This is a genomic window from Aquabacterium commune, from assembly GCF_004362855.1.
Lineage (GTDB): Bacteria > Pseudomonadota > Gammaproteobacteria > Burkholderiales > Burkholderiaceae_C > Aquabacterium > Aquabacterium commune.
Genome location: NZ_SNXW01000013.1, coordinates 20,226 through 40,022, shown reverse-complemented (window position 1 = coordinate 40,022; position 19,797 = coordinate 20,226). Strand labels below are relative to the sequence as shown.

The window sequence follows — 19,797 nt, the reverse complement described above, 5'->3', positions numbered from 1 at the left end:
GCGGCCTTGATCAGGACGCTCCCAGGGATGAGTTGGATCCATGGCCGGCATCTCATGGGGTGTTACCCAACGCATCCCGCTTGCGCAACGGCGCAAGGCAGTTTTGAATGTTGACGAAGACGAGGTCGTCGGCCTGGAGGTCCAAATCATTGGGAATGGCCGAGATTCGCCGGGCCTTGTTCCTTGGACTACCGCGCACGTTGTAGGAAACAACGGCAAACCGGGTGTAGGGCGGGTTAGGACCCAGTTCCGAACGGCAGTCCGTCTGCAGGGTCTTCATGGGCGATTCAATGCCGCCCACTTCGACCACACGGGCCCTGCGCCAGCCTTCCTTGCGGCCGTAAGTGTCGGTGTCCATGCTGGCGCATCCAGACGCCAGCAGGGCCAGAAGCAGTGATACCCAAGTCAGTGACTTGATCATGAGAGGTACTCCAGATAGAGGGATCTACGGAGGACCAGGATTGCCTGCGGCGCATGAGAAGCGTTTCGAGCGCGGCAGTAGTCCTCCGAGCAGTCCCGGAGGGTGGCCGACAAGGCAGGGCAATCAGTGGGTGATGGCACATGGCGCATCGAGTCCTCCAGTTGAACAAAGTCAGAACTGGTGGATCCAGCGGCGCGGGAAGCTTGAGGCTGTTGGTTTCAGCGGGGAAGAGCGCTCAGCTGGATCAACTGGGCATACGCCAGTTGGGCTTCTCGGGCGCCTCTTCGAATACCCATGCCCGCCAGGACAGCGGTTCGGGCAAGGCGGTCGAGCTGGTCAGCGGGGCATCAAAGAAATGGAACTCCACGACGGGCGTTGGAACGCTCACATGGCAGTATGGGCAATCTGTATCGGCCTGGCCTTTGTCGGCAACTGACTTTCCGTGCTCCACCGATTTGCCACTGTCCTGGTGCTGATGCACGTGATGCCCGAAGTGGTCGGCGGCAGGGCCGGTCTCATGCGCACAGGCGATGCCAGCCGCCGCCCAACTGAGTTGGAGCGGAAGGACAAACACCAGGAACAGGATCAGCCAGCGGCGCATGGTTGGGCAGTATAGGGAAAGGCGAACAATGGTGCTGAAAGGCCAAGCGGACAGGCAGTCAACAAGCCATGTCAGCGCGTACCTGCATTAGAAACCCTGTAGTGGGCACAGAGTCAAGCGCTATCAGCGTGTCCCTCCCGTCATCGAAGCTTGCCGGAATTCCTTGTACTCATCCTCATAGGCCTGCAAGGCCAACTGATAGCGGATGGCGTTGTCGGCGATTTGCCCACGTTCGACGTCCATGTCCACGGTATTGCTGTCCAGGCTGGTCTGGAGCGGAACGCGGTAGACAAGCGCCACCGTGCTGTTGAATGTGCTTCCTGATGGTTGCGGCAACTGCGACAAGTGTCCCGCGGCCGTCTTTCGAAGGTCACTGGGATCGGTGCCCTCTGAGCGCTGGTTGTTCACGGCGTTCCGCAGGCTGGTCCGGAAATCGAGGTCTTTGGCCTGGTAGTGAGGGGTATCGACGTTCGCGATGTTGGAAGCCAGTATTTCCTGCCTCTTGGAACGCAGCAGGATCGCGTGCTCTTTGAAACCGTCCTCCTCCTGTTCCCCAGAAGGATTCGTCGGTGGAACCACTGGAGGCGTCAAGCGGGGCGATGGCACCGCCGGCGTGGAGGGCAGTGGCAGATTCATGGAGATGGGTTTGATCATGATGCGGTCTCTGGTGTTGAATCGGATGCCGGATCGAAGATTGATGCTCAGCAGGCACAAGGAGGTCGGTTTGGCGGTAGCACAAACCTGACAGTCACTGGACGGCGGCCCTGGAGGTGCAACACGGCGGTGATCCTGGTTTCTGGAGGTAGCTCGAAAATGCCTTGAGGGCCGAGCAAACCGCTGTGGGGGCTTACCGCCGCGCTGCGCCTGCCGTGCGGACCATCCCAGCTCAAAGTGGCACGCGCGATGTGCAGGCCGGCGGTCATGGCTTGACCGCACAATCGGAAGTGCAGGGCTGAGCGTTGGAGCATCAACTCGCAGACCAGCCAGGAGACCACCGCGCGCATCAGTTCATCTGATGTGGTGCTGGATCCTGAAGGCTGAACCTGGGCTGCCACCTCCGGCGCGCGCCATGAATGGGCCGTAAACGGAGCTTCATCATTGGCAGCGAGACGCGCAGCCACGACCCGGATGCACAGCAAGGAGCCGAAGGATCGGAGCGTCGTGTACCTCATGGCATTTGCTCAGGGAGTGAGGGGCATGCCATCCACAAACGGGTGGAACGTATGCTCATGGCCTTCTTCCTTTGGCTTTGCCGTCTTGTTTTCCAGCGGGCGGCTGACCATGAGTACCCGATGCCGTGCCGGTCGAATTCGGTGGCGCTTGCCGTTCCGAAAATCGTTTGCCGTTCAGTCGATGCCGGAGAGCATCGGTGTACTTGGGCTGTGAGGTTGGTGTCACCTTGGGAGGGTGATGCGCCAGCCACCAGGCAAACAGAAGCAGTGCAAGCACCCCACACAGTCCCAAAGCCAACCACACCAGGCCCAACTCCTTGTGGGTGAAGGGCGTGGTCATGTAAGGGCCCCTTGCGCGCGCAGGACTGGCCGCTGCGCTCCGGTGGCTACGGGCGTTGTCTGGATGGATGCAATCAAGGGCAGGTGGGCACTACCGCGTCTGCCATGGCAAAACATGGGCACGGCCAATGAACTTCGCATCGAATTCTCCAAGCGTGATGGGAGGAATTCGACGAGCAGAAGCCGTCAGTTCATGACGGATTCATTCGAAGCGGATGGAAGCCAGGAATGGACGAACTGCTCGCCGATTTACAGCGAGGATGTCCAATTGGGGCGTTCGAGACGGCGGCGATCGGCCGAGGAATACGCAATCACCGGTGCACGGTAGAGGAAAGTCTGGACGGAGGTCGGTGTCACCGTGGTGTGCTGGGGCAGCAGCTGGGGCATCTGGAGATGGCAGAGGCCGCAATCCTGGTCAAGCTGCAATGACAACTTGCCTTTGCCATTGTCTTGATCTGCTCCTGCCTGCGCCCTGTGTTCATGCGCATGGTGCCCGAAATGCCCGGCCGCACTGCCAGTCTCGTGCTGGCAATAGGCCGCGGCCGCAGCATATCCAAGCTGCAGCGGCACAATCAACAACAAGAAAATGGCAATCAGGCGGCGCATCGCAAAAATGTATCACCATCAAATGGGTGTGCCAAGGATGGATGACGAGACATGAGCATGCAGATGCCCACTATTCCCGTCACCAAAATCGCTCCGGCAATGCCAGCACATCAATCGAACAGTCTCCTCAGAAAACTGCCTCCATGGCTGGAGCCATGACCAGACTTTTGATGGCCGCCGCCATGTTCACGCCGACCATGGTGTTCACCACGTCCTGTCGAAATGCCGGGATCCATGTGGGCCTGCGTCGACACGGGGTCGCGCTGGCTCTGTTCAATGATTTTGTCCAACTCTCCTCGGTCCAGCCATACGCCCCTGCATTGCGGGCAGTAATCGATTTCGACGTTCTCGCGATGGCTCATCGCAAGTTGAACGGTTTTGCAAGCGGGGCATTGCATGAAGATTCCTTTCTTTGATCAGACGGTGTCAATTCAGCGCATCAAACCTTGAAGTTGCATTAGCCTTGGCTTATGCACGGTTCATATCAACTGGCGATGGCAAGGACGTTGATCCAATGTGGCGTGCCATAGAGAAGAGGGGAGCTGGTTGTCAGCCATGATTCGCTTGCTTCGAAACCAGCCTGACCTAGGGCGTTCAGAACCTCCGAGAGACGGTAGTACACATAGTGTCGCCCATCCTCGATGCAGCGTTCTCCTTGTCCCTCTTGAAGAGCAAGGAACAACGTTCCGCCAAACACGAGTGCTTGGTGCAGGCGCATCAGTACTGGAACGAGTTGCGCCCTTGGCAGGTGGAGCAGGGAAGCGCAAGCCCAGATGCCATCGAAGCTGCGCTCAAAGGCAATGTCTTCGAGACGAAGCACCATGCATTCGACGCCAGAGTAGGCATAAGCGAGGCTGGCCATGGCGACTGAGGAGTCGATTCCAAGAGCGACATGGCCTGCACGCTTGAAGGCGCGAAGATCCCTGCCTGAACCGCAACCCGCATCCAGGATACGTGCTCGTCGAGGCAGCTTCGCCAGGAAGCGTTCCCTGGGTGCGGACGTGTCGGCATCGAAGGTGAGGGAAAAATACTCCTCCGCCTTGTCCTCGTAGAAATTGCCTGTGGTCGACATCAAGCTCTTGTTCCTCGAATGCGGTCACTGTTCGGGCGCTTCGAGCATGTAGCCCATGCCTCGCACCGTGAAAATCATCTTCGTCTCTTGCCCTTCATCGATCTTGAGTCGCAGGCGACGCACGGCCACATCGATGACGTTGGTGTCGCTCCCGAAGGGCATGTCCCATACCTGGGAGGCGATCAGTGATCGCGGAAGGACTTCCCCTTGGCGACGCATCAGAAGTTCCAGCAGGCCGAATTCCTTGGGCGTCAGATCGATGTGGGTCCCTGCACGGTGCACGCGGCGGCGCAACAGGTCCAACTCCAGATCACCGATGCAGATCGAAGGGAGGCTGCTGGCGTCGTCCGAGCGTCCACGCAGGATGGTCCTGACGCTGCACAGGAGTTCCGAGAAGGAGAACGGCTTTTTGAGAGAGTCTTCAACGCCACGCTGGAGCGTGTTGACGCGACATTCATGATGGTCGCGTCCATTCAAGAAAAGAACTGGAATCAACGAATCCTGACGCCGGAGCGCCTGCAGCAGTTCACAGCCCGTCATGCCTTTCAGTGCGGTGTCGATGATCAAGAGATCGAACATCTGCAGCGATGCCAATTTCAACGCCTCAATGCCGCTTTTGGCAAGGTCGACAGCGAATCCGGCCTCGCTCAAACCGAGGCGATAGTTGTCGCCAGCCTTGAGGTCGTTTTCGACGACCAATATCTTCACGTGCACACTTGTCATGCTTGCGAAGTGTGCCGATGAATAACGGCCTCAACCAAACATGACGAAAATGTAATTTTCAAGACACCACCCTGAAAGGCTGGGAGCCGGAAAATCTATAGTGGCTTCAGCCTTTTGGCATCTGGGCATGAAAGTGGATTCAATTCGAGCCACATCGGCATATCCTTTGCTGATGACATTTGTGTCATTGCAAAGGAGCCATCATGGGTGCCACTTCCAAACATACCAGAACTGCCGCGAAGCCTCCAGAGGATCGCGAGCCGCAGCGTAGCCCTGTTGTCAAAGACGAGGACGTAGAATCCCAAGCCGACAATCCCAAAACGGCGCCGGATCGGCATGCCCACAGTGTGGAGGCCAGCAATGCGGACGGGCATGTGGCCCAAAGCGAGGCCGAGCAACCTAGACAAGCTTGACTCATTGCCCTGTGAAAAAATCACAGAAATCTTGGCGAAGGGTATTGACTCTGTAGTCGCTACAGGGATTTCAATTGATTCAAAGAGATTGGATCTTCAGTCGATGTACATGCCAGACAACTTCCTTCACGTGCATTTGTCAGGCTTAACTCATTTCTGATCCACAAGACATTTTTTCAACCTATACTTGCCGCTCCATGCGTCGCTTGCTTTGCTTGTTCCTGCTGATTTGGTTTCCGCTCCAGATGTCCTGGGCTGCGGTGGCCAGCTATTGCCAGCATGAAAGCAACCCTGCCGCGCAGCGCCATTTTGGGCACCACGAGCACATCCATCTCGATCCGCAGCATGGGGAGCGTCCTGGCGATAAAGCCGCAAAGGACAAGAGCGGCGGCGACAAGAAGGCCAGTGCCGACAACGACTGCACCGTCTGCCACATGAGCGCTGCCTCGCCGGTCAGTGAGACGCACACCCCTGAGGTGGCGTCCGGCAGGGAATGGTTTGGCCACTCGATCGAGGGCTACGCCTCTAACATTCCAGCGGGACCCGAGCGTCCCGACATACGTCTCGCCGTTTGATTCGGCGAGACGGCTGCTGCGCAAGCTTTTTTCCTGTCTTCAGTTAGCGAGGCCATGGCCTCTCTCGCCGGATTCCTTCTTGTTGTTGTTCCCACAACCCGGAGAATTCGATGTACAGGCACATGGTGCCGATGACGACGTTCGCGTTGGTCACGGCCACACTTTATTCTTCCGCCACCTTTGCTCAAGTTAGCCCGTCCAATTCGGATGGGCAAGCCGTGCACAAGGCGGCGCCCGTGGCGCAGCCCTTGACGCTGAGCGAGGCCATCAGGCTGGCGCTTCAGTTCAGTCCTCAAATCGTGGCGAACCAGCAGGAACTGGCGGCCAGCGAAGGGGCCGTCATTCAAGCGGGTGCGCGTCCCAATCCTGAAGTCCAGGCACTGCTGGAAGACACGCGGCGAGACAGCCGGACGACCACGGTGCAGTTGAGCCAGCCCATTGAGCTTGGCGGTAAACGGTTAGCACGGATCTCGGTCGCCGAGGCCGCGCGGGCTCAAACCGCCGTGGACATCGAAGGGCGGCGCGCGCAGATCAGGGCGGATGTGGCCGATGCGTTCTTTGCTGCCGCCATCGCTCAGGAACGTGTGAAGTTGGCGCAGGCCTCCGTCGACTTGTCCATGCGTGGCACGGATGCGGTCTCCAAGCGCGTTCAGGCCGGCAAGGTCTCTGCGGTGGATGAGACGCGGGCGAAGGTTGCTCACGCTGGTGTCCGGCTGGAGCTGCTTCAAGCGCAGAGCGAACTTCGATCCGCTCGCCAAGGGCTGGCAGCCCTGCTGGGACCAGCATCTGCCGTTCGTGCTCAGACGCTGGTCTGGCAATCGGGTGTCCAGCCAGCCGCTCGCAATCTGGAGGCTTCTCAGCTGTCAGATGTACCGGTGCTGCGGCAGGCACGCCTGGAGGTCGATAAGCGGCAGGCCATGGTCGAGCTTGAGGAAGCCCGCCGCGTTCCGGACGTCACCGTGACATTAGGTGCCAAACGCGATCAGCAGGTCGGGCGCAACCAGGCGGTGATCGGCCTGGCCATTCCGATTCCTGTGCTTGATACCAACCGCGGCAACCTGCTGCAGGCCTTGCGCCTGCATGACAAGGCCGAAGCGGACTTCCAGGCAACGCGGATCCGCGTCGAGACCGAGTGGGTGCAATTGACGGAGCGTCAGCGCTTCGCCCAGGCTGAGGTGGACGTTCTGCGCAGCGAGGTGCTGCCGGGCGCCGAGAGCGCGTGGCAGGCCGCCACGACCGGCTTCGAGCTGGGCAAGTTCAGCTTCCTCGACGCCCTGGATGCCCAACGGACCTTGCTCCAGGCCCGCGCCCAGTACCTGCGTGCGCTCAATGAGCTGTACCGCACCAACGCCAACATCGATCGCCTGCTGGGGACCAGCGGCGAAGAACAGACGACGTCCAAGCCATGAGAAAGCATCGCATGACACGCTCCCAATCACAACGCCAGGCTGGGCGCATCAGCCAAAAGCAACTCGTTGCCATCATCGCCATCGTTTTGGCGGGGTTGGGCGCCAGCGCATTTGTGCTGACGCGGTCTGCCAGCGCGCCTGCCGGCGAAGCGGCCGAGGAGAGCCATGGCCACGGTCACGGTGAGTCCAAGGGACACGATGACGCCGAGCACCACGGCGAGAAGAAGTCCGAGTCCGGCCACGACGAGGCCAAGGGACACGATGACAAGGAACACCATGAGAAGGCCGAGGAGCATGGGGCGCATGACAAGCATGAAGGCGAAACCGCTCCTGAAAAGGGCGCTGCCGCCGCCAACGCCGGCAAGCAAAAGGAAGGCGAGGAAGAGCCCGTCTCGCTGAATGCTCAGCAGATCGCGGCGGCCGGTGTCGAGGTCCAAGCTGCCCAACCTGGCAAGATCCTTTCGACGGTGCAGCTGTCCGGCGAAATCAAGTTCAACGAGGATCGCACGGCACACGTTGTGCCCCGTGTCGGTGGCGTTGTCGAATCGGTGTCGGCCAACCTGGGGCAGCAGGTCAAGAAGGGCCAGGTCCTCGCGGTTATTTCCAGCGTGGTGCTGTCTGAACAGCGCAGCGAGTTGCAGGCGGCCCAGAAGCGCCTGACCTTGGCGCAAACCACCTACGACCGAGAGAAGAAGCTCTTCGAAGACAAGATCTCGCCCCAGATGGACGTCCTGCAGGCGACGCAGGCCCTGCGCGAAGCCGAGATTGCCGTCAACAACGCCAACCAGAAGCTCAAGGCATTGGGTGCCTCGCCTTCGGCTGGCGCATTGAATCGCTACGAGCTGCGCGCGCCGTTTGACGCGGTCGTGGTCGAGAAGCACATCGCGCTGGGCGAGTCGGTCAAGGAAGACGCCAATGTGTTCACTCTGTCCGACTTGTCCACCGTTTGGGCAACGATCAACGTGCCTGCCAAGGACCTGAACCTGGTGAAGGTGGGCGAGAAGGTCACCGTGCGATCCAGTTCCTTCGACGCCACGGCAAAGGGCACCGTGACCTACGTCGGATCGCTGATTGGCGAGCAGACGCGCACAGCCACCGCCCGGGTGGTGTTGACCAATCCCGACCTTTCGTGGCGTCCCGGCCTGTTCGTCAATGTCGCGGTGACTTCCGGCGAGGCGGAAGCACCCGTGACCGTGACGGCTGGCGCGGTGCAGACCATGGAAGGCCGCCAAGTCGTGTTCGTCGAAGTACCGGGCGGCTTCCAGGCCAAGCCCGTGGAAGTCGGCCACACCGATGGCAAGCGCACCGAAGTCGTCAAGGGCTTGAGCGCCGGTACCCGCTATGCGGCGACGAACAGCTTCGTCATCAAAGCTGAAATCGGCAAGGCTTCGGCCGAGCACGAGCATTGAGCGCGAGGTCCACCCATCATGTTTGAACGCATCATCCGATTTGCCATTGAGCAGCGCTGGCTTGTGCTGCTGGCCGTCTTCGGCATGGCCGCTCTGGGCGTCTTCAGCTATCAAAAGCTGCCCATCGATGCCGTGCCGGATATCACCAACGTCCAGGTCCAGATCAACACCCAGACACCCGGCTATTCGCCGCTGGAAACCGAGCAGCGCGTGACCTACCCGCTGGAAACGGTGATGGCGGGCCTGCCCGGCTTGGAGCAGACTCGCTCTCTGTCGCGCTACGGCCTGTCCCAGATCACCGTGATCTTCAAGGACGGCACCGACCTGTACTTCGCGCGCCAACTGGTGAACGAGCGGATCCAGGAAGCCAAGGAGCGGCTGCCGCAAGGCGTCACCCCAGCCATGGGGCCCATCTCCACAGGCTTGGGCGAGATTTACATGTGGACCGTCGAAGCCAAGGACGGCGCCAAGAAGCCGGATGGCACGGCTTACACGCCGACTGACTTGCGCGAGATCCAGGACTGGATCATCAAGCCTCAACTGCGCAATGTGACAGGCGTGACCGAGATCAATTCCATCGGCGGCTATGCCAAGGAATACCAGGTCGCGCCCAGCCCCGAGAAGCTCATGGCGCATGGCCTGACGTTGGGCGACGTGGTCAATGCCCTGGAGCGCAACAACGGCAACGTCGGTGCGGGCTACATCGAACGCGAAGGCGAGCAGTACCTGATCCGGGCACCGGGGCAGGTGCGTGGCACCCAGGACCTGGGCAGCATCATCGTCAAGCAGACGACGGATGTGCCCATCCGCATCCGCGACATCGCGGAAGTGGGGCAGGGCAAGGAGTTGCGCACGGGCGCCGCCACTGACAACGGCCGAGAGGTCGTCCTGGGCACCGTGTTCATGCTCATTGGCGAGAACAGCCGCAAGGTTTCGCAAGCAGTTGACATCAAGATGGCGGAGATCAACAAGTCCCTGCCAACTGGTGTTCATGCCGTGACCGTCTACGACCGGACCGTCCTGGTGGACAAGGCGATCGCCACGGTGAAGAAGAACCTGATGGAAGGCGCCATTTTGGTGATCGCCATCCTCTTCCTGTTCCTGGGCAACATGCGGGCCGCGGTGATCACCGCCATGGTGATCCCGCTGTCCATGCTCTTCACCTTCAGCGGCATGGTCAGCCAGAAGGTCAGTGCGAACCTGATGAGTCTGGGTGCGCTGGACTTCGGGATCATCGTCGATGGCGCGGTGGTGATCGTGGAGAACTGCGTGCGCCGCCTGGCGCATGCGCAGGCGCATCACGGCCGAGAGTTGACCTTGCGAGAGCGCTTCCATGAAGTCTTCGCGGCTTCGCAGGAGGCCCGTCGTCCGCTGCTGTTCGGGCAACTGATCATCATGATCGTCTACCTGCCCATCTTCGCGTTGGCCGGTGTGGAAGGCAAGATGTTCCATCCGATGGCGTTCACCGTGGTGACGGCGTTGTTGGGTGCCATGATCCTGTCCATCACCTTCATCCCCGCTGCCGTGGCGCTGTTCATCGGCAAGAAGGTGTCGGAGACCGAAAACGTGGTGATCCGCACCGCCAAGCGCTGGTATGAGCCCATGCTGAACACGGTGATGGGTGCCAAGCCCGTCGTTCTGACGGCGGCTGCTGTGCTCGTTCTGGTCTGCGCCGTGGTGGCTTCTCGCATGGGCAGCGAGTTTGTGCCCAGTCTGAACGAGGGCGACTTCGCTGTGCAGGCGCTGCGCATTCCCGGCACCAGCTTGACCCAGTCGGTGGCCATGCAAACCAAGCTGGAAAGCCATCTGAAGGCCAAGTTCCCGGAGATCGAGCGTGTGTTTGCACGCACCGGTACCGCCGAGATTGCGGCCGACCCGATGCCGCCCAACATTTCGGACGGGTACGTGATGCTCAAGCCGGTGGACAAGTGGCCCGAGCCGCGCAAGACACGCGACGAGATTTTGGCCGCCGTTCAAGCGGAAGTGGCCAAGCTGCCGGGGCAGAACTACGAGTTCTCCCAGCCGATCCAGTTGCGCTTCAACGAGTTGATCTCCGGGGTGCGCAGTGACGTCGCGGTCAAGCTGTTCGGCGATGACATGGATGTCCTCAACAACACGGCCAACCAGATCGCGAAGGTGCTGCAAGGCATCCCGGGCTCGTCCGAGGTGAAGGTGGAACAGACCACGGGCCTGCCCATGCTGACCATCAACATCGACCGCGAGAAGGCGACGCGCTATGGCCTGAACATCGGCGACATCCAGGACACGCTGGCCACGGCCGTGGGTGGCAAGGAGGCTGGGACGCTGTTCGAGGGCGACCGTCGCTTCGACATCGTCGTGCGCCTGCCTGAAGACGTCCGCACGGACCTGGAAGCCGTTCGACGCCTCCCCATCGCCTTGAAGGGTGGAGACGGCGAGGGCGCGCGCTTCATTCCGCTGTCCGAGGTGGCTTCCATCGACTCGGCGCCCGGTCCCAACCAGGTCAGTCGTGAGAACGGCAAGCGCCGCATCGTCATCAGCGCCAATGTGCGTGGCCGTGACATCGGCACCTTTGTCGGGGATGCCCAGAAGGCGCTGGAAGCGGTCAAGATCCCCACGGGCTATTGGACCGTGTGGGGCGGCCAGTTCGAGAACCTGCAGTCCGCCACGCAGCGCCTGCAGATCGTCGTGCCGGTGTCATTGCTGCTGGTTTTCGTGCTGCTCTTTGCCATGTTCGGCAACGTGAAGGACGGCTTGCTGGTGTTCACCGGGATCCCGTTCGCGCTGACGGGGGGCATCCTGGCCCTGTGGCTGCGGGACATCCCCTTGTCGATCTCGGCGGCCATCGGATTCATCGCACTGTCTGGGGTGGCCGTGCTGAACGGGCTGGTGATGATCTCCTTCATTCGCAACTTGCGTGACGAAGGGCGGTCGCTTGACGAGGCCATCCACGAGGGCGCCTTGACGCGGCTGAGGCCTGTCCTGATGACCGCGTTGGTGGCATCGCTGGGCTTCGTGCCGATGGCCCTGGCCACCGGCACGGGCGCGGAGGTTCAAAGGCCGCTGGCGACCGTCGTGATCGGAGGCATCCTGTCCTCGACGATGCTGACTTTGCTGGTGCTGCCTGTGCTTTACCGCATCGTCCATCGAAAGGATGAAGAGGACGCCCAGACCACCGAAACCAAGCCCTCTCCTGACTCACACGAGGATGGAGCGATGGCATGACCAAAGCATGGGGCCGGTGGCCCCGGCTTTGGCCCAGTGAGGGGAGCGCGCGCGCCTTCACTCGCGCGACGTTCTATGCGCCTGACATGGTCTTGCTGGGACTGTCCGCCGCGGCGTTGCAAGGCTGTGCCCTGCCCGAGAGGGACGAGGCCAAGCGGCTGAAGCCCATATGTTTCACCATGCTCAAGACGAGAACCTGCGTGCCGGGGCCGTCACCGAAGTCCTCCGACGCGGTCAAGGTGCGCAACCTGGCATTGCGGCCGGATGCGGGGCGGGTGGTGATCGTTCGAGCGCGGGACGGCGACATCCAAGGGCTGGTGCTTTTGGGGTTGAATGGGCAGCCGCTGGAAAGCCTCATCCCTTATTCGGCCGTTGCCGTGGACGTTCCGCCGGGGCTTCATGAAATGCGCATTCAAGAGGGAGTGGGCGCGCCCCTCCCCCTCGAACTGCGCGCAGGTGATGTCGCTGTGCTGGAAGTACGCAGACGGGGAAGGTATGGGCAGAAGTTCGACCTGGTTCGCTTGTCCCGTCAGGAAGGCCGTGCGCTGATCGACGAAAGCCGGATTCTGCGTGTGCTGGATCGTACGGTTTCGCCACCGTCTACAACTGGTGGCGAAGGCTCGGTTCCCTGATCTGGCGGTTCGCCTGCGGAACGTGTTTGAACACGTGAGCTTTGGCAATGGCGAGAAATGAAGAAGGAGCTTATGGATGAGCGGTTCAATGCGAAGCGTCTCTGGACATCTCGCCAGCAGCCTGATCGCGCTGGCATGTCTCTGCATGACCTCTTACTGCTGGGCTGAGGAACGCATCCTCTACAAGTCGATCATGCCCAATGGGCAGGTTGTCTATAGCGACGAACCCGAGGCAAAGGCGAAGCGGTCTTACGCGATATCTGTCGAACCTCACCCGGCTGATCCGCAGCAGGCCGAGGCTGCGCAACGCGCGCTTGCAATGACGCGAGAGCAGTTGCTGAAAGACGCTGCTGCGCGATCTCTTCGGTTGAAGGATCTGGACAACCAGATTACCAGTGCCTACGAAGAGCTCAGGGGCCGTCGGTCCGATCAAGAGGCCGGGCGCCAAGTCGTGGAGGGGGATCGGCAAGGCCGTAGATTTTCTTCACAGTATGGCCGCCGTCAGCGCTCGTTGGCTTCGGAGACGGAGCAGGCCCAGCGCAAGTTGGACAAATTGATCAAGGAACGGGACGCACTTCGATATTGATCTCGCGGATATGCCTGTGAGGTTGGTCAGAGCATGGCGAGATTGTCGTCGCGTCTTTTACTGAGTTGCATTTACCAAGCAACTTACCGAGGCAAGCAATCGGTATCGGTGGCGTGAGCCATCGCCATTCAACTTGAAACGATCACGTCTTCGTTCATTTTTCAGACGTGTTGGAAATAGGGTCGATACCCGCCCGACACACATCAGGATCATCTTAGATGTTTTCAGTTCCCACGAATGCTTTCAGGTCCATGGGCGTTCCCTGGCTGATCGCCATCATCTGGTTGACTGCCTTCACCTGCCTGCGCATCGGCCTGCTGATCACGCTGGATGCGGGGCAGGTCGGCATCGATCTCTGGCCCTATGTGCTTGCCAAGGGACTTCTGTTCGATTTGGCGACCCTGGCCTTCCTGGTCGCGCCGGTTTGCCTTTACGAGGCGGTGCTGCCCAATCGTTGGCGAACCAGCTTTTGGCATAAAACGCTTCGGCTCAAGTGGCTGTGGTTTTCTGTCTTCGTCATGCTGTTTGGCATCGGAGCGGAGGTCACCTTCTGGCTGGAATTTTCAACACGGTTCAACTTCATCGCGGTCGACTACCTGCTCTACACGCAGGAGGTGATCGGCAACATCCGGCAGTCCTATCCTGTTCCAACCGTCTTGGCGGCCATTGCAGTGGTGGCTGGTCTCATTGTCTGGTTCTTGCGGGGCGCCGTTCGAAACATGGACAACGTCAAGATCACGCGCATCCAGCGCGCCAAGCTGGTGGCAGCGGGTGTGGTTCTGCCCGTGATCGCGGGGTTTACGGTCAGCGTGGACCAGATGGAAGGGGCAGGCAACGCCTATGCGGAAGAGATCTCCGGGAACGGTCTGTTCACGCTGGCGGCGGCCATGCGGCGGAACGAGCTGGATTTCGATCGCTTTTATCGAACGATGCCGCAAAGCGAGGCAGACCGCATTCTTCGAACCATGGGGATGCAGCGCAGACCGCTGTCCGATCTTTCTGCTCAGGCATTGAAGGGCGCCGCAAACCACGCATGGCCCTTCACCCGGCGTCCACGGAACGTGGTGCTGATCTCGGTGGAAAGCCTCTCGGCTTCATTTCTTGGCGCATACGGCGACTCGCGAGGGTTGACGCCCCGGCTCGATGCGATCGCCAAGCAAGGACTGCTGTTCTCGCACGCCTATGCCACGGGAACGCGCACGGTCAGGGGGTTGGAAGCGCTGTCGTTGGGAACGCCCCCCGTCCCCGGGCAAGCCATTGTCCGCCGACCTCAGAACGAGCACCTCGCCACGCTGGGAGAAGTGCTTGGCTCTCAAGGCTTAAAGCCCTACTTTTTCTACGGCGGGTACGGCTACTTCGACAACATGAATGCCTATTTCGGGGGCAACGGCTACAAGGTGATCGACAGGACGGACATGGACAAGCGCACCATCGTCTTCGAAAACGTCTGGGGGGTGGCGGACGAGGTGCTGTTCAGCCAGGCCTTGAGCACGCTGGATGAGGGAAGGGCGCAAAGCAGTCCTTTCTTTGCGCACATCATGACAACGTCCAACCACCGCCCTTACACCTATCCCGCCGGCCGCATCGACATCCCGTCACCCGGTGGGCGAGTCGGCGCCGTCAAGTACACCGATTTCGCGATCGGCGACTTCATCGACAGGGCTCGTGCGCAACCGTGGTTCAAGGACACCCTGTTCATCATCGTCGCCGACCATGGTGCGTCAGTGGCGGGAAAGACCAAGTTGCCACTGGATGGCTACAGAATCCCTTTGATTTTCTTCGCGCCTGATCTGCTGAAGCCAGGTGTATACGAACCGCTGGTCAGCCAGTTGGACCTTGCCCCCACGATCGTCGAGCTATTGGGGAAAAAGGGGGCCGACTACTTCTTTGGACGCTGTCTCTTCGAAGAAGAGGAGCCGTTGAGAAGGGTCTTCGTCAGTAACTATCAGTCGCTTGGCTACCTGCGAAGCAACACGCTCACGGTGTTGCTGCCTCGGCAACGGGTGGAGAGCTACAGGGTCGATCCTCGGACGCTGGAGACGACGCCCAAAGCCGTGGATCCGGTCCTGTTGAATGAGGCGATCGCCTACTACCAGACGGCATCGAGGTCCTTCAAACTGGGGGCATTGAAGCTGCCCAATTGCCCCCATCAGCAATGATCTGGCAGCGGATGCATCAGGACCTGCGCTCGCCCCGAAGCAGCCGAGTCATCGGCCAGCCTCGGGGGCTTGCATCACTTCAACGCAAAGCGAACAGAGACGGGCTTCTTGCCAGGCAGCGTCACGACAGCCACAGCCTTGGCGCCCGCGCTCACATCGAAGGTGCCTTTGGCTTCCAGCTTGTCACCTGCTGGCGCGAGTTGCACTTCGTTTTTGTCGGCGCCCTTGATGAGGGTCAGTTTGCCGCTGGCACTTTGCATCTTGACCGCCTTGCCGTGATCGCGCACGTACAGGCTGATCAGGTCGGCCTTGGCCACCAGTTCGAAGTCCATTTCGTTGGCTTCCACCACCACGCCGCCGTGCAGCGGGTCATGTTCGTGCCCGTGTTCGTGTCCGTCCGCCGCAAAGGCGCTGGCACTGATGGCCAGGATCGAGCAGGCAATCAGGCTGTTCACTTTTCTCATCGTCAATCCTTGAAGGTTATGGAGGTGAAAGCCTATGCAGATACAGGCGACAGAAGGCCAACTCAAAGATGACAAATTCGTCATCTTCCTCGTGTAACAGCCATTTCACAATCAAACTCATGAAAATTCTGGTGATCGAAGACAGCGTCAAGATGGCCGAGTACCTTCGCAAGGGTCTCTGTGAGGAAGGCTATGTGGTCGACGTGGCCAACAACGGCATTGACGGCTTGCACATGGCGACCGAGATCGACTATGACCTTCTCGTCCTGGATGGCATGCTCCCAGGCATCGACGGCCTGGCAGTGCTCGCTGCTCTGCGGCAAAGCAAACAGACGCCGGTGCTCATGTTGACGGCCCGCGGACAGGTCGAAGACCGTGTCAAAGGCCTTCAAGGCGGAGCGGACGATTACCTCGTCAAACCGTTCGCGTTTTCGGAATTGGTTGCGCGCATCCAGGTTCTGCTCAGACGGTCGGGCGGGCAGCGAAATGCTGGCGAGCCGACGGTTTTGAAGGTGGCCGATCTGGATGTGGATCTGCTTCGTCGAAAAGCCACGCGATCTGGGCAGCGGCTCGACCTCACGGCTAAGGAGTTCAACCTGCTGAGCCTGCTGCTGCGACGCCAGGGCGAAGTGCTGTCGCGTACCGAATTGGCCGAGCAGGTCTGGGACATGCACTTCGACAGCGAGACCAATGTCGTGGAGGTGGCCATTCGTCGCCTGCGCTCCAAGCTGGATCAGCCTTTTGAGAGACCGTTGTTGCACACGGTGCGCGGGATGGGCTACGTGCTGGAGGTTCGCGAGCCGTGAGCGACATTGTCACGACGGCCAGCCTTCGGGGGCGGCTGTCACGCTGGTTGGCGCTCCAGACCATGCTGGGCCTTGGCCTGGTTTGCGTGGTGGTGTACGTGCTGTTCGCGCTGACGGTGTCCGAGCGGCAGGATGAAGCGCTGTCACAGAAGCAGAACACCGTCGAACACCTGCTTGCAGGCAGCGACGGTGAGCGGGACCTGGCTGATGTGCGTCAAGTGCTTGGCAGCTTTCTGGCAGGGCATGACGAACTTTCTTTGCGCTTGATGGGGCGTGATGGCCAAGTGCTTTTTGAGACATCTTCATGGCGGGCCGGTCCAAATGAGATCAAGAGCAGGGCGTTCGACATCAAGGTGCGGTCTGAAGATGGCGGAATGGCTCGGGCCATCTTGGTACTGGACAAACGCATGGATGACGCCTTGCTCGCCCGCCTGGCGTGGACGCTGGCGGTCGCGGCGCTGGTGGGTGCCCTGGCGGTTTCCGTCGGAGGGTTCATGCTGGTTCGCCTGGGTCTGGCGCCACTGCACAAGCTTGTCGAGCAGACCGGACTCGTCACGGCCACGGACCTGGAACGACGCCTGGACGGCGCGGGTCAGGCCTACGAACTGCAACCCTTGATTCAGCAGTTCAATGCCTTGCTGGACCGCCTTGGCGTTGCCTACAAGCAGATGGAGGCCTTCAATGCCGATGTGGCACACGAACTGAACACGCCGCTGGCGACGTTGATCAGCAGCTGTGAGTTGGCGTTGCGCAAACCTCGAAGTGCCGATGATCTCAGAGAGGCATTGGCATCCAATCTGGAAGAGCTACGCAGTCTTGCCAGCATCGTCGGCGACATGCTGTTTCTGTCCAATGCCGAACGTGGTGGGCCTGCGCGGCGCGAATGGACGCCTTGCCTTAGTGTCTTGGCGGAAGAGGTGATCGAGTTTCATGAGGCGGCGCTCCTTGACGCGGGGCTGACTGCCAAGATCTCGGGCGATGCTTTCGCCACGGTGGATGGCCCGTTGTTGCGGCGGGCGCTGTCGAATCTCTTGGGCAATGCCACGCGCTACGCTTCACCGGAGTCATCGGTGTTGATCCAGATCGATCGCGAGAAAATCGGCTGGGTGAGGATTGCCGTCTACAACAAGGGGGCGACCATCGGTGTGGAGCATCTGCCCAGGTTGTTCGACCGCTTCTACCGAGCCGATCCCGCGCGCAGCCCTGCGGATCGCAACCATGGGCTTGGCTTGTCCATCGTGGCGGCCATCGCGCGAATGCATGGCGGCCATGCATTCGCGGAGTCAGCCGCAGGCGTGACCCGCATCGGGATGATGTTGCCCGACGCCGCTGGACCTGGCCCAACCTTGTGATGGGCCGCTGCCCCGTTCCGTCAATTGCTTTCGTGCAGGTTGGGGGTGATGTAGACCTTCAGCGATTTGTTAGTGAAGCCCTTCGGTGCCACGGCCATCAGGTCCACGGCCTGATGGTTGAGCACCTCGAACTTCCAGCTGAAGCTCTTGTCGCCGCTGCGGAAAGTGACGGTTTCGCCGCAGACCACGTTGACGAACTTGGCGGATTCGACATCGACGACCTTGACTGCTTGGGATGGGCTGGACATGGCGCCATACATGGACTTGCCGTCGCGGGTAGTCGATCGATCCGTCGTGGCGCTCGCCAAGGCCGCAGACAATGCGAGGCTGAGAACGAAGGCGGTTTTGGTCAGGCAATGATTCATGATCAGCTCCAGTTGGTTCCGGGACAACCGGCACATCGATTGATGGGCTTGAGCGGCATGTCCTGGAGGTGACTCTAGAAGTTCGTGCCCGACACGCTCCGTACAGATTGGTTACAGTTTTGTCATCTCCTTTTGCCGCGCCGAGCAACTTGCTGGGCCTATGGCGAGAGTGCCGAAGGCGTCTTTGTTTGTCCAGAATCGGCGTACTTCGTCCAGCTGCGGCCCATGGCCGCAGAATCTGACTCCAGCGTTGGAAAGTGACCATACTTTGCCGAGAGCTCATCATTGGCCACCGCGATCGGCGCCCCTCGACTCAATTCCAGGCCTGTTCGATCGGAACCCGATGCACAGTGAACCAACAAGGGCGTGGGCGATGTCTTCATCAGGAGACTGCTCAAGTGTCAGTTCTCCCTGTAGGCGGACAGGGGCACATCCAGAAGCCTGACTCCGGTGGTTTCCGTGATGGCCACGTCGCTGTCGTACCAAGGTTGACCATGATTCGTGCCACGCAGGTTCAGAACAGTCTTGACGCCATGCTGGTCGATGGTCTGACATAGCGCAGGGCCAGCCTGGCCCACAGGAGAAGGTGGCCGAGGCAGCCAAGTATCTCGATGATCAGCGGGGCAGGGTGTTGCCCATGTACGAAAATCTCCGTTCGCTCTCCAAGGCGTTGCTTGATGTTGGCCAGTGCATGGCGCATTCTTCGCATCTGATGAGGGCTTGCGCCACTTCGAGTTGATCCTGTTGCAGCACAGCCGTCTGGATGCGGTCCTGAGCGATGTGGCTGCACAAAGACGGCGGGCCGAAGGATGGACCTATCTCGCGGATGCGGGGCGCATTGCATGGCTACAGGAGCCTGATGCGGTCACGCACATGAAGGACAGACATGGCCACGCCACGCTCAAGAAGCTGGCCATCGCTTCAAATCTGTTCGACGTTTTTGATGAACCGTTGCTCGACGTTGGATACCGCACTTTGTACAGAGCCAGGAGCTAACTGATGTCATCACTGCTATCGGATGTGGCTCTGCTTTCTCTGTGGACGATCAGTCTGTCCGCGGGCCGTACATGATGATGGCCATTCCACACAGGCTGACGGTTACCCCGATCCAGTCTGTCGCTGTTGGCTGGACTTTGTCGACCAGCATTAACCACACGATGGCCACAAGGATGTAGACCCCGCCATAGGCGGCGTAGACGCGGCCAGCCGCGCTGGGGTGCAGCGACAGTAGCCATGCAAAAAGGGCCAAACTTGCCGCCGCTGGCAACAAAAGCCACGCCGAGCGGCCCTGGTGAAGCCAAAGGTAAGGTAGGTAGCACCCAAGGATCTCGGCGATGGCCGTGACGACAAACAGCAGGAAGGTTTTGAGCAAATCCATGTCGGCATTTTCATACAAACCTCTTGCATCTCAAGTAGCTTGAGGTCGTACCGTTGTGATGTGGGCGACGTGCTCACTTACGGAAAGACTGAAATGAGACCTTGGAAAGCC

Annotated in this window: 21 protein-coding genes; 10 read left to right on the top strand and 11 right to left on the bottom strand. The window is 60.1% G+C overall.

What is annotated here, in order from left to right; all coding sequences use genetic code 11:
- Positions 1–52: 52 nt before the first annotated feature.
- From EV672_RS16975 to EV672_RS16940, 8 genes are all read right to left on the bottom strand, one after another.
- Positions 53–421 carry a hypothetical protein gene (locus EV672_RS16975; RefSeq protein WP_133611162.1) on the bottom strand — a complete coding sequence of 123 codons (369 nt, stop codon included), beginning with the start codon at positions 419–421 and terminating at the stop codon, positions 53–55.
- A gap of 244 nt (positions 422–665) precedes the next feature.
- Positions 666–1,022, bottom strand: a complete 357-nt coding sequence (locus tag EV672_RS16970; RefSeq protein WP_058085864.1) for a DUF2946 family protein — start codon at positions 1,020–1,022, stop codon at positions 666–668.
- A 123-nt stretch (positions 1,023–1,145) separates the two neighbouring features.
- Positions 1,146–1,676, bottom strand: coding sequence for a flagellar basal body rod protein FlgB (gene flgB / locus EV672_RS16965; protein WP_243738745.1), 531 nt, complete (start codon positions 1,674–1,676; stop codon positions 1,146–1,148).
- 573 nt (positions 1,677–2,249) lie between these two features.
- On the bottom strand, positions 2,250–2,534 hold the full coding sequence (locus EV672_RS16960; RefSeq protein ID WP_133611161.1) for a hypothetical protein: 285 nt from the start codon (positions 2,532–2,534) through the stop codon (positions 2,250–2,252).
- 248 nt (positions 2,535–2,782) lie between these two features.
- Positions 2,783–3,139 carry a cation efflux protein, CzcI family gene (czcI, locus tag EV672_RS16955; protein WP_133611160.1) on the bottom strand — a complete coding sequence of 119 codons (357 nt, stop codon included), beginning with the start codon at positions 3,137–3,139 and terminating at the stop codon, positions 2,783–2,785.
- A 110-nt stretch (positions 3,140–3,249) separates the two neighbouring features.
- The gene (locus tag EV672_RS16950; protein ID WP_407638722.1) at positions 3,250–3,501 is read right to left on the bottom strand and encodes a TFIIB-type zinc ribbon-containing protein; all 252 of its coding nucleotides are present in this window, start codon (positions 3,499–3,501) and stop codon (positions 3,250–3,252) included.
- Between the two features lie 122 nt (positions 3,502–3,623).
- Positions 3,624–4,211, bottom strand: a complete 588-nt coding sequence (locus EV672_RS16945) for a class I SAM-dependent methyltransferase (RefSeq protein ID WP_109036407.1) — start codon at positions 4,209–4,211, stop codon at positions 3,624–3,626.
- Positions 4,212–4,235: 24 nt separating this feature from the next.
- Positions 4,236–4,919 carry a winged helix-turn-helix domain-containing protein gene (locus tag EV672_RS16940; RefSeq protein WP_133611159.1) on the bottom strand — a complete coding sequence of 228 codons (684 nt, stop codon included), beginning with the start codon at positions 4,917–4,919 and terminating at the stop codon, positions 4,236–4,238.
- Between the two features lie 625 nt (positions 4,920–5,544).
- Here EV672_RS16940 and czcI (EV672_RS16935) point away from each other — a divergent pair.
- From czcI (EV672_RS16935) to EV672_RS16905, 7 genes are all read left to right on the top strand, one after another.
- Positions 5,545–5,922, top strand: a complete 378-nt coding sequence (gene czcI / locus EV672_RS16935) for a cation efflux protein, CzcI family (protein WP_166643621.1) — start codon at positions 5,545–5,547, stop codon at positions 5,920–5,922.
- A gap of 110 nt (positions 5,923–6,032) precedes the next feature.
- Positions 6,033–7,331: a TolC family protein gene (locus EV672_RS16930; RefSeq protein WP_133611157.1), complete on the top strand. Its 1,299-nt coding sequence runs from the start codon at positions 6,033–6,035 to the stop codon at positions 7,329–7,331.
- An 11-nt stretch (positions 7,332–7,342) separates the two neighbouring features.
- Positions 7,343–8,740: an efflux RND transporter periplasmic adaptor subunit gene (locus tag EV672_RS16925; RefSeq protein ID WP_133611156.1), complete on the top strand. Its 1,398-nt coding sequence runs from the start codon at positions 7,343–7,345 to the stop codon at positions 8,738–8,740.
- Positions 8,741–8,758: 18 nt separating this feature from the next.
- Positions 8,759–11,944, top strand: a complete 3,186-nt coding sequence (locus EV672_RS16920; RefSeq protein WP_133611155.1) for a CusA/CzcA family heavy metal efflux RND transporter — start codon at positions 8,759–8,761, stop codon at positions 11,942–11,944.
- Positions 11,941–12,576, top strand: coding sequence for a hypothetical protein (locus EV672_RS16915; RefSeq protein ID WP_133611154.1), 636 nt, complete (start codon positions 11,941–11,943; stop codon positions 12,574–12,576). Before EV672_RS16920 ends, EV672_RS16915 begins: the two co-directional genes overlap by 4 nt.
- 76 nt (positions 12,577–12,652) lie before the next feature.
- Positions 12,653–13,162: a DUF4124 domain-containing protein gene (locus tag EV672_RS16910; RefSeq protein WP_133611153.1), complete on the top strand. Its 510-nt coding sequence runs from the start codon at positions 12,653–12,655 to the stop codon at positions 13,160–13,162.
- Positions 13,163–13,380: 218 nt separating this feature from the next.
- Positions 13,381–15,321, top strand: a complete 1,941-nt coding sequence (locus EV672_RS16905; RefSeq protein WP_243738744.1) for an LTA synthase family protein — start codon at positions 13,381–13,383, stop codon at positions 15,319–15,321.
- A gap of 74 nt (positions 15,322–15,395) precedes the next feature.
- On the opposite strand, the gene EV672_RS16900 is transcribed toward EV672_RS16905, so the two are convergent.
- A complete protein-coding gene (locus EV672_RS16900; protein WP_341770495.1) occupies positions 15,396–15,869 on the bottom strand; it encodes a hypothetical protein in 474 nt (157 codons plus the stop codon).
- Positions 15,870–15,904: 35 nt separating this feature from the next.
- Here EV672_RS16900 and EV672_RS16895 point away from each other — a divergent pair, with 35 nt between their 5' ends.
- A complete protein-coding gene (locus EV672_RS16895; protein WP_133611152.1) occupies positions 15,905–16,591 on the top strand; it encodes a heavy metal response regulator transcription factor in 687 nt (228 codons plus the stop codon).
- On the top strand, positions 16,588–17,943 hold the full coding sequence (locus tag EV672_RS16890; protein ID WP_279536262.1) for a heavy metal sensor histidine kinase: 1,356 nt from the start codon (positions 16,588–16,590) through the stop codon (positions 17,941–17,943). Before EV672_RS16895 ends, EV672_RS16890 begins: the two co-directional genes overlap by 4 nt.
- 20 nt (positions 17,944–17,963) lie before the next feature.
- On the opposite strand, the gene EV672_RS16885 is transcribed toward EV672_RS16890, so the two are convergent.
- Positions 17,964–18,308 (bottom strand): CzcE family metal-binding protein, encoded by a 345-nt coding sequence (locus tag EV672_RS16885; RefSeq protein ID WP_159098910.1) that lies wholly within the window; start codon positions 18,306–18,308, stop codon positions 17,964–17,966.
- A 720-nt stretch (positions 18,309–19,028) separates the two neighbouring features.
- Here EV672_RS16885 and EV672_RS16880 point away from each other — a divergent pair.
- The gene (locus tag EV672_RS16880; RefSeq protein WP_133611150.1) at positions 19,029–19,304 is read left to right on the top strand and encodes a hypothetical protein; all 276 of its coding nucleotides are present in this window, start codon (positions 19,029–19,031) and stop codon (positions 19,302–19,304) included.
- A gap of 49 nt (positions 19,305–19,353) precedes the next feature.
- Here the strand turns inward: EV672_RS16880 and EV672_RS16875 are convergent, their stop codons facing one another.
- Positions 19,354–19,686, bottom strand: coding sequence for a YnfA family protein (locus EV672_RS16875; RefSeq protein ID WP_109036417.1), 333 nt, complete (start codon positions 19,684–19,686; stop codon positions 19,354–19,356).
- Between the last annotated feature and the right edge of the window lie 111 nt (positions 19,687–19,797).